General features: G+C 42.3%; 16 protein-coding genes. 6 read left to right on the forward strand and 10 right to left on the reverse strand.

Going from position 1 to position 15,730, the window contains the following annotated elements; translation table 11 throughout:
* Window positions 1-369 precede the first annotated feature (369 nt).
* The 10 genes from JMX63_RS10185 to JMX63_RS10230 form a co-directional block, all read right to left on the reverse strand.
* Complete coding sequence (locus JMX63_RS10185) at window positions 370-786, reverse strand: F0F1 ATP synthase subunit epsilon (RefSeq protein ID WP_057761996.1); 417 nt, start codon at window positions 784-786, stop codon at window positions 370-372.
* A gap of 114 nt (window positions 787-900) precedes the next feature.
* Window positions 901-2,334 (reverse strand): F0F1 ATP synthase subunit beta, encoded by a 1,434-nt coding sequence (gene atpD / locus JMX63_RS10190; protein WP_057761998.1) that lies wholly within the window; start codon window positions 2,332-2,334, stop codon window positions 901-903.
* Between the two features lie 38 nt (window positions 2,335-2,372).
* Entirely contained in the window at window positions 2,373-3,254 is an 882-nt protein-coding gene (atpG, locus tag JMX63_RS10195) for a F0F1 ATP synthase subunit gamma (protein ID WP_160022091.1), read from the reverse strand.
* Between the two features lie 216 nt (window positions 3,255-3,470).
* Window positions 3,471-5,015, reverse strand: coding sequence for a F0F1 ATP synthase subunit alpha (gene atpA, locus JMX63_RS10200; RefSeq protein WP_057762002.1), 1,545 nt, complete (start codon window positions 5,013-5,015; stop codon window positions 3,471-3,473).
* Window positions 5,016-5,108: 93 nt separating this feature from the next.
* Window positions 5,109-5,732 carry a F0F1 ATP synthase subunit delta gene (locus tag JMX63_RS10205; protein ID WP_114701799.1) on the reverse strand — a complete coding sequence of 208 codons (624 nt, stop codon included), beginning with the start codon at window positions 5,730-5,732 and terminating at the stop codon, window positions 5,109-5,111.
* Window positions 5,733-5,745: 13 nt separating this feature from the next.
* Window positions 5,746-6,216, reverse strand: a complete 471-nt coding sequence (locus JMX63_RS10210) for a F0F1 ATP synthase subunit B (protein ID WP_101205956.1) — start codon at window positions 6,214-6,216, stop codon at window positions 5,746-5,748.
* Window positions 6,217-6,333: 117 nt separating this feature from the next.
* Window positions 6,334-6,582 carry a F0F1 ATP synthase subunit C gene (gene atpE, locus JMX63_RS10215; protein ID WP_010197960.1) on the reverse strand — a complete coding sequence of 83 codons (249 nt, stop codon included), beginning with the start codon at window positions 6,580-6,582 and terminating at the stop codon, window positions 6,334-6,336.
* Between the two features lie 33 nt (window positions 6,583-6,615).
* Window positions 6,616-7,482: a F0F1 ATP synthase subunit A gene (gene atpB, locus JMX63_RS10220; protein ID WP_101205957.1), complete on the reverse strand. Its 867-nt coding sequence runs from the start codon at window positions 7,480-7,482 to the stop codon at window positions 6,616-6,618.
* A 676-nt stretch (window positions 7,483-8,158) separates the two neighbouring features.
* Window positions 8,159-8,557 (reverse strand): ATP synthase subunit I, encoded by a 399-nt coding sequence (locus tag JMX63_RS10225; protein ID WP_102093133.1) that lies wholly within the window; start codon window positions 8,555-8,557, stop codon window positions 8,159-8,161.
* A 277-nt stretch (window positions 8,558-8,834) separates the two neighbouring features.
* The gene (locus tag JMX63_RS10230) at window positions 8,835-9,728 is read right to left on the reverse strand and encodes a metal ABC transporter solute-binding protein, Zn/Mn family (RefSeq protein WP_201572246.1); all 894 of its coding nucleotides are present in this window, start codon (window positions 9,726-9,728) and stop codon (window positions 8,835-8,837) included.
* A 210-nt stretch (window positions 9,729-9,938) separates the two neighbouring features.
* Here JMX63_RS10230 and JMX63_RS10235 point away from each other — a divergent pair, with 210 nt between their 5' ends.
* From JMX63_RS10235 to gluQRS, 6 genes are all read left to right on the forward strand, one after another.
* Window positions 9,939-10,517 carry a Fur family transcriptional regulator gene (locus JMX63_RS10235; RefSeq protein ID WP_102078336.1) on the forward strand — a complete coding sequence of 193 codons (579 nt, stop codon included), beginning with the start codon at window positions 9,939-9,941 and terminating at the stop codon, window positions 10,515-10,517.
* A gap of 78 nt (window positions 10,518-10,595) precedes the next feature.
* A complete protein-coding gene (locus JMX63_RS10240) occupies window positions 10,596-11,393 on the forward strand; it encodes a metal ABC transporter ATP-binding protein (RefSeq protein ID WP_102078326.1) in 798 nt (265 codons plus the stop codon).
* A gap of 113 nt (window positions 11,394-11,506) precedes the next feature.
* Window positions 11,507-12,310: a metal ABC transporter permease gene (locus JMX63_RS10245; protein WP_101205961.1), complete on the forward strand. Its 804-nt coding sequence runs from the start codon at window positions 11,507-11,509 to the stop codon at window positions 12,308-12,310.
* Between the two features lie 309 nt (window positions 12,311-12,619).
* Window positions 12,620-13,459, forward strand: a complete 840-nt coding sequence (locus tag JMX63_RS10250) for a metallophosphoesterase (protein WP_201572247.1) — start codon at window positions 12,620-12,622, stop codon at window positions 13,457-13,459.
* A 492-nt stretch (window positions 13,460-13,951) separates the two neighbouring features.
* On the forward strand, window positions 13,952-14,389 hold the full coding sequence (gene dksA, locus JMX63_RS10255) for an RNA polymerase-binding protein DksA (RefSeq protein ID WP_057762021.1): 438 nt from the start codon (window positions 13,952-13,954) through the stop codon (window positions 14,387-14,389).
* A gap of 242 nt (window positions 14,390-14,631) precedes the next feature.
* Window positions 14,632-15,627, forward strand: a complete 996-nt coding sequence (gene gluQRS, locus JMX63_RS10260) for a tRNA glutamyl-Q(34) synthetase GluQRS (RefSeq protein WP_201572249.1) — start codon at window positions 14,632-14,634, stop codon at window positions 15,625-15,627.
* The last annotated feature ends 103 nt before the right edge of the window (window positions 15,628-15,730 follow it).

Consider the following 15,730-nt stretch of genomic DNA (forward strand, 5'->3'; position numbering starts at 1 on the left):
TACTACATCGCAATTTGTATTATCTATCGTTTGCTAATTACACAAATCATCGAGCCAACGTTATCGCGTACAATTACTGCTCGTTGCTTATAATACGTTATGTCTAATATAACCATATATTACCGTTGTCGCCAGTGTCTTTTTAAGAAAACTCCAATAGGCGATGATTCATTGATAATAAAAGATTTTTCCTGAGAATAGAGTGAACTGCCACAAATATTATCCAAGTGATAATCATGTGTATTCAATGCAGAACCGTTAATTTCATAATGAATAGGCATAAAAAAAACAGCCCATATAATGGACTGTCTTTTTATCATTATTTCTAGCGACAACTCTAAATTATTAGCTAGAGCTATCAGTAATAAATTACGCGCGGTTTTTGTACTTACGAATAGTCTGTAATTGTCCTACAGACTCTGCAAGTGAGGCCAAAGCCGCATTGGTTTGTAGCGTATCAGACTGGTTAACTAACATTTGCTCAGCTTTTTTACGTGCTTCGACGATTTTGCTTTCGTCAAGATTGTGTGCACGCATAGCTGTATCAGCCAATACCGTAACCATCTTAGGCTGTACTTCTAGTACACCACCTGAGACGTAAATTACTTCTTCTTCACCGTTTGGTGTTTGCACTCGCATTGCACCTGGCTTTAGCAAAGTAATAAGCGGTGTGTGACCTGGCAATACACCAATCTCGCCTTCGGTACCAGTAGCTATTAACATGCTAATTTCGCCTGAATACAACTCTTCACGAGCACTTACGACGCGACATTGTAACGTTGCCATACTTAATTCCTTACCATCAAAGCGCGATCAAAAAACAGTAAAACTGCGATGCGTTACTGAAGAGTAGACACAAGGTTTATATTATATCTACTCGTTAGCTTATGCTCATATAACTTACGCTGACTTAGACTTCATTTTTTCAGCTTTAGCGACTACTTCATCGATGCTACCAGCCATGTAGAACGCCTGCTCTGGTAGGTCATCGTATTCACCAGCGATGATTGCTTTAAAGCTAGCAATGGTATCGCGTAGTGGTACGTATTTACCAGGTGCACCAGTGAAGACTTCGGCTACGTGGAATGGCTGAGACAAGAAGCGCTGGATCTTACGAGCACGATAAACAACCAGTTTATCTTCTTCTGATAACTCATCCATACCCAAGATAGCGATGATGTCTTTAAGCTCTTTATAACGCTGTAGAACTTCCTGAACACCACGAGCAACATTGTAATGATCTTCACCGATTACTTGTGGATCTAACTGACGTGATGTTGAATCCAATGGATCAACCGCAGGATAGATACCTTGTGATGCGATATCACGGCTTAGTACAACTGTTGCATCCAAGTGAGCAAACGTTGTAGCAGGTGATGGATCGGTCAAATCATCCGCAGGTACGTATACCGCTTGAACTGAAGTAATAGAGCCTGACTGAGTTGACGTAATACGTTCTTGTAGTAAGCCCATCTCTTCAGCTAGTGTTGGCTGATAACCAACCGCTGACGGCATACGACCAAGTAGTGCTGATACTTCTGTACCCGCTAGTGTATAACGGTAGATGTTATCAACAAACAATAGTACGTCACGACCTTTGCCAGTAACAGGATCTTTGGTATCACGGAAGTACTCAGCCATGGTCAAACCAGACAGTGCAACACGTAAACGGTTACCCGGTGGCTCATTCATCTGGCCATATACCATTGCTACTTTAGACTTACTGAAGTCTTCAGTGTTTACAACGCCAGCTTCCTGCATTTCGTGATAGAAATCGTTACCTTCACGAGTACGCTCACCAACACCAGCAAATACTGACAAACCTTCATGTTTTAGAGCGATGTTGTTGATCAGCTCCATCATGTTAACGGTTTTACCAACACCAGCACCGCCAAACAGACCAACTTTACCACCTTTAGCGAACGGGCAAAGTAGATCGATAACTTTAATACCAGTCTCTAGTAGCTCAGTGCTGTTTGACTGATCCGCGTAGCTTGGCGCTTCACGGTGGATAGACCATTTTTCGTCAGCAACAACAGGACCTTCTTCATCGATAGGACGACCAAGAACATCCATGATGCGACCTAGCGTACCAGTACCTACAGGCACAGAGATAGGTGCGCCAGTATTAGTAACAGGTAGGTTACGCTTTAAACCTTCGGTTGAACCCATTGCAATAGTACGTACGATACCATCACCTAGCTGTTGCTGTACTTCTAGGGTAGTTTCGGTACCGTCTACTTGCAAGGCATCAAAAATTTGAGGAACTTCATTACGGTTGAACTCAACGTCAAGAACCGCGCCAATAATCTGTACAATACGACCGCTACTCATTGCGTTCTCCTTGAACTTCTATATATAGGTGTAGTCAATTATGAAACAGCAGCAGCACCGCCAACGATTTCCGAGATTTCTCGGGTAATCGCCGCTTGACGCAGCTTGTTATAAACCAACTGTAAATCGTTAATAAGGTCACCAGCATTATCTGTTGCCGCTTTCATCGCAACCATACGTGAAGATTGCTCAGAGGCAATGTTTTCCATTACCGCTTGATAAACAATCGACTCAATATAGCGACCAAGCAATTCATCAATTAACGTCTTGATGTCAGGCTCGTAGATATAATCCCAGCTAAGTTCTGTCTGTAGACCACTGTCTTCATCATCGAATGACTGCTCTGGTAGAGGAACCAACTGATTGACTGTTGGTTTTTGAGTCATCGCATTGACGAATCGGTTGTAGACCACATAGATACGGTCAATATTGCCGTTACTATAGTCTTCAAGCATCGCTTGAACCGGTGCATTTAATTGTTCAAACGTTGGTTTATCGCCATAATCGGTCACAGCCGATGTAACTTTACCACCAAAGTTTTTGAAAAAACTCACACCTTTGGCACCGATGACTGCAAACTCAGCTTGTACAGACTGATCTTGATAATCTTGGATACTTTTAGTTAGGGCTTTGAATAAGTTAATATTCAAACCACCCGCTAGGCCACGGTCAGAGGTAATGACAATATAGCCAACCTTATTGACTGGACGCGATACCATATACGGATGTTTATAGTCTGATGAGGCATGCACCAAATGTGAAATAACCCGGCGCATACTATCAGCATACGGGCGACCCACGTCCATGCGCTCTTGCGCACGGCGCATTTTACTTGCCGCTACCATTTGCATAGCACGAGTAATTTTCTGGGTGCTTTTAATACTGGTGACTTTGGCACGTATCTCTTTTAAGCTTGCCATAATGATTCCAATATAAGAGGGTTAAAAAGCATTGGCGCATGCGACAATCGTTTGATATACAACATCAATCCTACAGAATAACATTTTATATCTTGTGGCATTACGCGATCTAATACCGGTAATGGTTAAAACAGTGGCGCAAATATCTGGTCAGACAACGCGCCACTTTATCAGCTCTAAGCTACAGTTATAACCAATTCGGCTTAACCCGTTAAATTAATAACTGTGATTTTGTTTAAAGGTCTCTAGAGATGACTTTAAACGACCTGCGATATCATCATTGTAGTTCGCAGTGTCATCAATCTCACGCATCAATTCACTTTGCTCATCATGCATATAACGTAGGTACGCTTCTTCGAAAGAACCAATCTTTTCGACAGGTACGTCAGCTAAGAAGCCTTCGTTCGAAGCATAGATAACGGCTGCTTGCTCAGAGATTGACATCGGCTGATACTGCTTCTGCTTCATCAATTCAGTCACACGCTCACCATGATCAAGCTGCTCGCGAGTTGCATCATCAAGATCTGATGCGAACTGAGCGAATGCTGCTAGTTCACGATACTGAGCTAGAGCGGTACGAATACCACCAGATAGCTTTTTGATGATCTTAGTCTGAGCAGCACCACCAACACGAGATACCGAGATACCAGCGTTTACTGCTGGACGGATACCTGAGGCGAATAAGCTAGACTCTAGGAAGATCTGACCATCAGTGATCGAAATAACGTTGGTTGGTACGAATGCAGATACGTCACCAGCTTGTGTTTCAATGATTGGTAGTGCGGTTAGAGAACCAGTTTTACCTTTCACTTCACCGTTAGTGAACTTTTCTACATAATCAGCATTTACACGTGATGCACGCTCAAGTAGGCGTGAGTGTAAATAGAATACGTCACCAGGATAAGCTTCACGACCTGGCGGACGACGTAATAGTAGTGAAATCTGACGATAAGCGACTGCTTGCTTTGATAAATCATCAAATACAATCAGTGCATCTTCGCCGCGGTCACGGAAGTATTCGCCCATCGTACAACCTGAGTACGGTGCGATATACTGAAGTGCTGCAGGCTCTGATGCTGAAGCAACCACAACAGTGGTATATTCTAGTGCGCCAGTTTGCTCAAGCTTACGTACGACGTTAGCGATCGTCGAACGTTTCTGTCCGATAGCCACGTATACACATTTAATGCCTGAAGCTTTCTGTGCGATGATCGCATCGATAGCCATCGCTGTTTTACCAGTCTGACGGTCACCAATGATAAGCTCACGCTGACCACGACCGATTGGAATCATGGTATCAACGGCTTTATAACCAGTCATTACTGGTTGATCTACTGATTGACGGTCGATAACGCCTGGAGCGATCTTTTCGACTTTATCAGTCATCTTGGCATCGATAGGACCTTTGCCATCAATAGGATTACCCAAAGCATCAACAACACGGCCTAACAGCTCAGGACCTACTGGTACTTCAAGAATACGACCAGTACAATAGGCTTTTTGACCTTCTTGCAGCTTTAGGTAATCACCAAGTACTACCGCGCCAACAGAATCACGCTCTAAGTTTAGAGCCATTCCGTAGATTTCGCCTTCAAACTCAATCATTTCGCCGTACATGGCATCTTCAAGACCATGAATCTGCACGATACCGTCAGATACTTTGACAATCGTGCCTTCATTCTTTGCAGTTGCACCCGCATCAAGGTCTTGAATACGCTGCTTAATCAGGTTACTGATTTCCGCTGGATTCAATTGTTGCATTGCCTTGTTTCCTTTAATTTATGATAACCCGCCCACTGACTTAATTGCTCTTATAATCATACAGTCAATATTTGACTGTATTGATGATTGGCATTAGGCAGTTAGCTGTGTTTTTAACTGTTGTAACTTGCCGCGCATCGAATCATCAATGACTTTGTCACCGACTTTGATTGTAGCGCCTGCCAATAGACTTGGATCAACTGATTCGTGAATCACTACACTAGCATTTAGCGAGGCAGCAAGACGCGTTTGTAGCGTTTGACGCTGTTCATCAGTCAATGGGTAGGCAGAGGTCACATATGCGTCAAGCTGCTTTAAGCTTATTGCCTTGTGACGGCGATAATGCTCATAAACTTCAGGAAGCAGCGCCAGACGCTCTTGTTCTGATAACTGTTTAACGAAGTTACTAAGTGCTACTGATACTTTTGGATAGCTTACGTTACTGTCAAGGCTAGTCCCTTGAGCTTCGCTTAATAACTGCTTAAAAGCAGAATCATTAGCGCTAGCTACTTGCGTATCATAAAGATCGACCAAAGCAGCTGACTTATGCTCAGCAGAAACAGCTGGATTGTCTAGCCAAGTACTGAACGACTTGTCATTGACAACAGTGCTAGCAACAAGTAAGAAGTTTTCCCACTCGATGACTGCGCCGTTTTCGTTGGCATAGTCAAACGCGGCTTTAGCGTACGGTCGTGCTAAGGTTGATAAGTCAGCCATTATATCCTCACAATTACAGCTTCGCCGCCAGTTGGTCTAACATACTGGCATGTTTTTGCACATCGACTTTGTCTTGCAAAATCTTCTCTGCACCAAGTACAGCCAGTTCAGCAACTTGGGCACGCAATGATTCACGCGCTTGATTGATTTCTTGATCGATAGATGCTTGCGCTTGTTGACGAATGCGCTCGCCTTCCGCTTGGGCTTGCGATTTTGCATCTTCGACGAGCTGATTGGCACTCTTGTTCGCTTGCTCGATTAGAGCGGCAGCCTTGGTCTTTGCAAGATCAAGTTCCTGCTGGACATTTTGCTCCGCGGTCGCCAAATCTGCTTTTGCTTTTTCTGCGGCATTCAGACCTTCAGCAATTTTACGCTGACGCTCATTGATGGCACCGATAAGTGGTGGCCACACGAATTTCATGCAAAAAATCACAAATATTGCAAAAGCAATGGCTTGACCGACGAGGGTAAAATTGATATTCACGTGATCACCTCTTTGTTAATGAAAAATCAGTTTCATTGATCATGTTTGGTAGTCAAATCTTGACTATATTTGATAGAAAGTCTCCGAATACCAAACATTTACAACTGAGCTTTCGGATTAACCTGCTAGAGGGTTAGCGAACAACAATAGCATAGCAATACCAACACCGATCATCGGAATAGCATCAAGAAGACCTGCTACGATGAACATACGAGTTTGCAATTGTGAGCCAAGCTCTGGTTGACGCGCAACGCCTTCTAAGAATTTTCCACCTAGAATAGCAAAACCAATACCTGTGCCAAGTGCGCCAAGACCGATAAGTAGTGCTACTGCGATAACTGTGTAACCACCTAATACTGGATCCATTGATGTATCCTCATTTACCTATTGAATGTCTAATTAATGTTCAGTTGATGATGCAAGCGACATGTAAACTATCGTCAGCATCATGAATACGAACGCTTGAAGTGTAATAACTAAGATGTGGAAGATAGCCCACGGTACCGATAACGCCCATTGAATCCAAAACGGCATTAGAGCAATCAGTATGAAAATCAATTCCCCAGCATACATGTTGCCGAATAGACGCAAACCAAGTGATACAGGTTTGGCTATTAGAGTAACTGCTTCTAGGATGAAGTTGATGGGAATCAAAATCGCTTGTACGATTGGGTTTTTGGCGCCAAACGGATGTAGTGTTAACTCACCGATAAAGCCGCCCAAACCTTTTTCTTTAATGCTATAAAAGATAATCAGTGCAAAGACAGAGAACGACATGCCAAGCGTGATGTTAGGATCAGTCGTTGGAACAATCTTAAAGAAAACATGATGTGGATCATGGCCCATAGCGGCACCGATTTGCCCAGCAATACCTGGAATGAAATCAACAGGTATTAGATCCATCAAGTTCATCAAAAAGATCCAGACAAAAATGGTCAACGCCAATGGCGCAATCAATTTTGATGTACCACTGTATGAATCACGAACGTTGTTATCAACAAACTCAACGATCATCTCAACTGCTGCCTGAGTTTTTCCTGGCACGCCTGAAGTGACTTTTTTGGCAACCATCCAAAAGACGGCGCAAAATAAGATACCTAGACCAATCGACCATAGCATAGAATCAAGATGGATAGCGTTAAAGCCCATTGCCCCTGCTTCTTCAGCAGTATGAGCAACTTTCCAACCTTCGCCCGGCAGATAGCCATACGTCCAATTCGTTAAGTGGTGAGAGATATATTCTGATGATGTTTGCTCGGATGCCATAATGTAAGCTTCTTATTAATCAACGATTTAATCAACTACCAAAAATATGGTTGTCATCTGATGAGGTGTAGTATGGATATCTATCTTGCTATTAAGCAAATAAATAAACCTTACTAAAACACTCATGTAACCAACAACATCCAACCCATAGTTCTATTACTAATATGCAGTATTTGATAGCGTGAGATAAATTTTAGCTATCAAAAAAGGGCTTATGATAACTCAGTAATAGCCCTTGCATTTTTATACGCAAAATTATTATATATGTGCTTGCCCACTGACCGTTTTTTACGATCGGCGCTTAATGTAGCGCTTATAAGCAAAATATTTAGCCGCCTATATTAATGCAGCGTTGTATTCGTGTAAAGTCAATTGTGATTTTTTTATCCACTGTATGAATAAGTTAGCCACTAGTTTTACTTGCTAATATAGCTACTAACCATAATCAGATAACCGTACTCTAATTATCAGCAATACAGATAGTTGAATAACCCCTACCCTCTCACTGCATACTACGTCTAACATTGAGACTCATAGTGCGGTCTTTATAATCACTGGTGCTATCCTAAGACAACGTTGTGCTTCGACTTTTCGAACTAGTCATAGAGAAGCTGGACGGCAGGGTGACTTGCCAGTACTATTAATAAATCATCTGTTTAGCGATCATTTATTAGCGCTAGCGTATATGCCACAACATCCAACTGTGACTAATTTGCATTACCATAAAACCGATAAACAGCGCTGGCGCAGATAGGGGTTGTACGGTAATAAAAATTAGTGCAAAACCAAACACGGTCAATAACCATTTTGACATTTGACCCCGATATAGCTGGCTAACGATGTGTTGGCGCGCGCGATATCCGGTGTACCAAAAAATAAAAAACGCAAATACTGCTTGAGTGATAAAACTTAGTAGCGCACCAATTGCAGCGCTTTTTGCTATCGTAAGCTCACTATGTAGCCAAATAGTATCTACTATCCAAGCAATGATAATAAGGATAAATAGTATCCATGCTTGTCGTTTAATATAGATGCCAATCTTGTCTTTTTGCGTGCGTTTGGCAGGCTTGGTCATCGGTATTCCTATAGCCCTTACAGCATTGGGACAATATATCATACTTATGATAATTTTATCCGTGAATGACTTACTCTACAGGCATTACCTTTCGGCCAAAATAAAACGCTACTTATTATAGGTAGAGCGTAACTATTAAGCAAGTAAAATATGACTTTTATCAGTCACCTAACGCATTTTGCTAAGATTATTATAGTATTTAGTCTGTCATAAGTGCTTGAAGCGAAGCTGTACAACCAACTCAAACAATCCTAGCAAATTGCTGTTTTTGGCTACATTAAGAGATACATTGATATATCTGTTTAGCCATACTCTGCCAACCGCTGATAAAGTCATCGCTACTACTCATATCTTCAGGTTGTACCGTACTCTTCACTGGTTGCAATTTCGCAAGTAAGCCCTTTGCTGGCTCACTTGGACTGACTAAACACATTTGCTTAGCTGGGCGTTGCTCGTTTAACCAACGTAGTTGGCTTGCTTTGGGTGATAGATGATGATCTACGCTAAGGCTACCGACGAGCGTTAAGTGTAAGCTGTCTTCGATATATTGATACGCATCATGATAAGCCCAATAAGGTCGTGTTTTTGAGGCACTTTGAGTAGAGCTTTGCTCAAATGCAGTAACTTCTTTGTCTAGTTGCTGTGCAAATTTTTTCGCGTTGGCTTGGTATAGGTCTTTATATTGCGGATTGGCATGGCTATGAATCACAGCCAATGCACGGGTAATGGCTTTGGCATTTTCAGGGTCTAACCAAATATGTGGATCTAGTGTACCCGCGATAGCGTCGCCCTTTACATCACGTAATGGATGACGATTGAATGCATCAAACTCAAATAAAGCAATGGCATTTGGGGCTGTTTTTAGACTTGCTGCTAGATTGTTTTCTAGCGGCTCACCGAACCATACCACAAACTTGCTGTCTTTGATTGCTTTGATATCACCTGGGCTGATACTACCATGATGTCCCACCTCCCCCGCTTGCAATAGTCGATTGGCTGATGGCGCGCCTTCTGTTACTGCTTCACTTAACAAGAATAGCGGATAATTGCTAACACTGACCGTTGCAGCTTGTGCATTCAGTGTGAAAGTTCCTAAAACTATCAGTCCTGTCATTAGCAAGCGCTGTAATGTGATAAGCGAACGTACGGAGTAAGTAAAAACAGCGTTCATAGTAAGCTCTTTTATTGTTAGATAACATTATTGGATAACGAAAGTATAAGTAATAATATCCTGCCCAACTCCTGTGAAAAGGGTAGATAAACAAGACTATTATAAGACAATTAGCTCAGTTCTTATTTTAGTATGTTATACTATAACAATAAAAAACGCTATCATAAAAAACGTCATGCGATTACCATGCTATTTTTAGGAGCTTGTACCATGTCTATTACTTCATCGATCTGCGAACATTTGCATGATGTGCAAGATCTGACTCCGCATGATGTTCATGAACGCTTAGCAGCAGCTAAAGAGCATTGCCGTGTAAATGGCGCGCGATTTACGCCTTTGCGTCAGCAGATATATCAATTGGTCTTGGAGGCAGATCAGCCCGTCGGCGCTTATGACCTAATCACTCAGTTGCAGCAAATGCGACTGTCTATACCTAATGATAGTAATATTCAAAAAGTAGCGAGCCCACCAACACTTTCGGTAGACACTAAGACAACCAAAAAACGAGCGCCGAAAAATGTCGCGCCACCGACGGTTTATCGCAGTTTAGAATTTTTGCTAAGTGAAGGATTAATTCATCAATTAACGTCTATCAATGCTTATGTTCCTTGCTGTCACCCGCGCGCCCAGCATACAGCCGCCTTCTTGATCTGCGATCAGTGTCAACGCGTGCAAGAATGCAGCAGTCTGCCCGTTCAGGAAATGATGAGCTTTGCCGAGCAAGATGTGGGGTTTGTGGTTGAGCGTAGTGTCATTGAGCTTAGCGGTCGTTGCCAAGCTTGCCAGTAAAATTAAAGCTACTGTGGTTTTTGTGAATGTTTTAAGCATGATTCGTCGATTGTCTATTTACCTATGCGTTGTCATATTATGAATACCTCTACCCTACCTTCTAATCAGTCGAATACTGCTGTTGCGAATAGCAGTACTGTGAGTAATGCTGACAAATTATTGAGCTTAACCAATATCAGTTATCATATCGGGCCTCAACGCCTGCTCTCTCACATAGATATCGACATTGCTGTTAATGAAACGGTCAGCCTTATCGGTCCCAATGGCGCTGGTAAGTCAACGCTAGTCAAACTTATCTTAGGTTTGATTGAGTCAACTGATGGCTCTATGACAGCACATCATCCGCTACAGCTTGGCTACGTACCGCAGCGATTTGCTGTGCCACCGATATTGCCGCTACGTGTCTGCGACTTGTTGGGGCAAGCAGATAAGAAACGTTTAACCCCTGAGCAGCGGCAGTTTATCTTTGATAACTTATCATTAACCCATCTACTGTCACGGCAGATGTTGCATTTATCAGGTGGTGAGACGCAGCGCGTACTATTGGCCAGAGCGCTACTAGACAAACCCAACTTGCTTATTTTAGACGAGCCGATGCAGGGTCTCGATCCCGATACTGAAGTTTGGCTATATCAGTTCATTGATGAGCTGCCTGATTTCTTACGTTGCGCCATGCTGGTGGTGTCTCACGATTTGCATTGGGTCATGAAAGGCAGCCGCCGCGTCATTTGTTTGAATAAGCATATTTGCTGTGAAGGACAACCAAGCGAGCTGGCCATTAGTACTGAGTTTCAAAAGCTATTTGGTCATCATTATGAGCAGCCATACGTGCATCAGCCCCATGCCTGTGAACACCATGCACCAAGCAAGCTATAGCGTCAGTAATCAAGGCTCAAAATCGCCAAAATCTAGCTCATTAAAGCCAAAACTATTAAACATATAAATAATACGGCTTTACTCTTTTATAAAAAATTTTACGGACATTCATTATGACTGCTTGGTTAGCCATCATTGCGCCTGCTTGGATCGCTGGCAGTATATTAGCGTTATTATCAGCGCCGTTAGGTTGCTTGGTATTGTGGCGGCGCATGGCGTTTTTCGCCGATGCCTTAGCTCATGGCACGTTGCTAGGTGTGGCTTTGGCTGTGTGGTGGCAATTACCAATGGGTATCGGCATTGCATTAGTCAGTGTCATGGTCGTACTGGGGCTGGTCTTGATTGATGATGAGCGTCTGCCAGTGGATGCTGTACTGGCAGTCGTTTCGGTATCGCTCTTATGCCTAGGCTTGCTGGCTTTGACCCAATTGACTGACCAACAGGCCAATGTGCTCGGGTTTTTATTCGGCAACTTGCTAGATCTTGATTGGGCAGATTTGCCTTTGCTTGCTGGTAGCGTATTAGCTGGCTTGGGACTGCTTATTTACATTTGGCCTGCGCAAATCAAGCTGGCAACGCATGAAGCATTGGCACGTATTCAAGGTATCAACCCAACGCGGCAACGGCTGTTTTTTATGGGTGTACTGGCAGGGTTTTGTGCGATTGCACTACAAGCGGTTGGCAGTCTATTAATCAGCGGATTATTAGTGCTACCTGCACTGACCGCACGTCTATGGTCGGCATCGCCAAAACAAATGGTGATTATAGCGTTGATAATCGCTCAACTGGGTGTGACACTTGGTGTGTGGGGCAGTATTTGGCTAGATATTCAAACAGGTCTTTCTATCGTCTTGATATTAGCTGCTTTATTTTTTACTGCACTCATTTTTTCGAAGTTAATAAAGATAAAACTTTAGTTAGCGTCGCTGTAAATACGTTATAATAAATAAAATATGACTGTTTTTCGCTATCTTTTTGTTCGACTTTATTTTATTAATATAATGAATACTTTAGTTCAATATTACTATAAGTTGGCTCTAACTTTGATATTACTAGTTAATAGTATAAATATCGTTGATTAGAGTCAAAGTAAGTTCAAAGCAAACGCTGTGCTCTTTTATAGTAGATTGATGATAATTATAAATACCCAGTGAAAAATAGTAGCTCATTTATCCATACTCGCGCTAACAATACTTATTGTTGTGATTCGATAAGGGACTGAACCAATGCCAAACTATCCTGCCAATAAGTTAAGCACCTCTGACCAAACGATAAATATCTTACAGATTACTGATTTGCACTTATCGACGCCTGTCTTTGTTGATGAGAATAATACCTATAATGATGACGTGACTTGTCAGCGTAGCTTTGAAGCAGTGCTTCAGCAGGCGCTTAGTGAAGATATTCGCTGTGATTTGATTATTGTGACCGGTGACTTGGTCAATCGAGTAAAGTCTTCAATTTATGATCATATCTTTACTGTATTACAGGCGACTCAGATTCCTTTTGCTTGTATTGCTGGTAATCATGATGTGACGGACGAGAATGGTAAAGACTTGCCATTTTTTCAGCGAGAGCTTGTCGCTCAGCCTGCTGACTCACGCTTGTTAAGTCGTCATGTCATTGAGACTGAATACTGGCAATTGTTGTTATTAGACTCGTCCATTTCTGGTAAGGTCGCAGGCGAGATCACGCCTACTGATATCAATTGGTTATGTGAGAGACTCAGCACCTGTGATAAGCCCGCATTAATCGCCCTACACCATCATATTGTTCCAGTTGACTCTGACTGGATTGATACCCATATGGCAGAAAACACTGAGAGTTTTTGGCAGCATATGGCGCCATTTGAACAGCTACAAGTGGTGATCAGTGGCCATACTCACCAAGAGCAAGTTCGATTGCGCCAAGGCGTCACGGTGTATAGCACGCCATCTACCTGCTATCAGTTCAAACCTTATGAAGATGATTTCTCTTATGATGAGCATGCATTACCAGGATATCGCTGGTTGCAATTAGCCAACAATGGAACAGTTGCAAGCTGGGTTGAAAGACTGGATACTTGATGCCCAGAATTATTGGTACTGGTATAAGTCTTAGCCCTTTATACTTATAGCTTTCACCAATGTTTTTTGATAAAAAACACAGTAATAAACAAATAAAATATGCATTCAGTATAAAAAATCACTTCATTATTATTACAAACAATGATACAACTTATGAAATAAAGCAAGGGTGGCCCAATATCTAATATGAAGCCACTGCACGATAGCTAGGATGGCCCATTAACCACAAGCTCAGTTTTCACAATCAATGACCTACGGCATGCTTTAGACAGTATTATTAAAACCGAAGTTTGTATAACAATCTATCTAACAATCGGTATATAACTGTCAGTATATAAAGTCTACGATATTATTTGATCAGCTGTGTTACTTGTATTACCAAGTGGTGAAACGTTTGATAAAAGGACAAATTGTAGCGTTTGTAGCATTAATAACGTCTTGTCTTTTGATACGTCGTTTTATTGAATTAATTTGAAAAAGTAGGATACCCATATGAGCACCCTGACCACGAATCCGAGTGAAGTTAAATTTACTCCTTATGTGCCGGCCAAAGACGAAGAGTATATGTCTGATGCGCAGTTGGAGCACTTTAAGGCTATTTTATTGGATTGGAAAAACCAACTGATTGGCGAAGCGGATCGTACTAAAAATTACATCCAAGATGAGTCAAGCGCCATGCCAGACATTAATGACCGTGCCACTCAAGAAGAAGAGTTTGCATTGGCATTACGTACTCGTGACCGTGAGCGCAAACTTATCCGCAAAATCGACAAATCTATGTTAGAAATCGAAAATGACGACTATGGATTTTGTGAGACTTGTGGTGTAGAGATTGGATTACGTCGCCTTGAAGCACGTCCAACCGCTACCCAATGTATCGACTGCAAAACTTTATCTGAAATCAAAGAACGTCAAAACCAAGGCGCTTAGATCAGATATTACAGATATGAATGTAAACAGAAGCGACCTTATAATGGGTCGCTTTTTGTATTTTAGACTGTCACTACTTTGCTGTATTGCTGACTTTGCTCTGACAAATACAATCGTCTAAATAATGACATGACTAACAAAACAATCTCATTTAATGAATATCTTTTGATACTCATATTTATTATTCTATCTTTATTACCTCTTATAGACAGCCATTTATTTTGAAAACAATGCCTACCACCATGCCAAATCAAACGCCACCATCACAGCCCATTGGCCGCTTTGCGCCTTCACCAACGGGTGAGTTACATCTCGGCTCTTTAACGACTGCGCTTGCCAGCTTCTGCCATATCAAATCAATCGGTGGTAAGTGGCTGCTGCGTATGGAAGATACTGATACTGAACGCTGCGATAGACAGTTCACTGAGCAAATTTTGATGGATCTTGAGGCACTTGGGCTACATTGGGATGGTGATGTCATTTATCAGTCTGAGCGCATTGATATCTACAACGATTATATATCATCATACCTAGGGCCGTTGACCTATGGCTGCCAATGCTCCCGTAAGGACTTAGAACAGTACTGGGCGCAAGAAGAGATAAGTAGAAACCATAGTCGTGCTAGCTTAGCTGCGCTGACCGACCAGACATCGTTAGACGAACAAGTTTCACCAATTGATCAAGTACATTCAAATAGACAACGCTATCCGCGTCGCTGTGTGGGAGCTGACCTTGATAGACAGCAGCACAAGCTACGTATTCAGCTACCAGACTATCGGATTGGATTCAATGACGGTATTCAGGGATTGCAGTGGGATAATCCGCAGCAGACATTAGGCGATATGGTTGCTCGCCGCCAAGATGGTATGATTAATTACATACTGGCAGCCAGCCTCGATGATGGTCTACAGCAGGTTACTCATATCATGCGTGGTCTCGATATTCTACCTATGACGACGGCGCAAATCGGTATCATGCAAGCCGCGCGCCTACCTACTATTGACCAATGGTATCATCTGCCATTGATTAATAATGCTGATGGCCAAAAGCTCTCTAAGCAAAACCTTGCTCAACCAATCGACACATCAGATCCGAGCCAACTTATTACTGAAGCCCTATCGCTACTGCAGCAAGCAAAGGTCGATAGCGATACCCCAGAAAATATGCTTAAACAAGCCATTGCTCAATGGGACAATACCCCACTACAAGGCAAGCAACAGTTAAACTTGTCCTACTGATAAGAGTTCAAAAGCTATAAATAGACAATAAAAAGCGCCACTATGAGTGACGCTTTTATTCCAATAGTTCGCAACACTATTTACCGAAATCTTAAAGTTACAT

This window comes from Psychrobacter nivimaris (assembly GCF_904846365.1).
Classification (GTDB): Bacteria; Pseudomonadota; Gammaproteobacteria; order Pseudomonadales; family Moraxellaceae; genus Psychrobacter; species Psychrobacter nivimaris_B.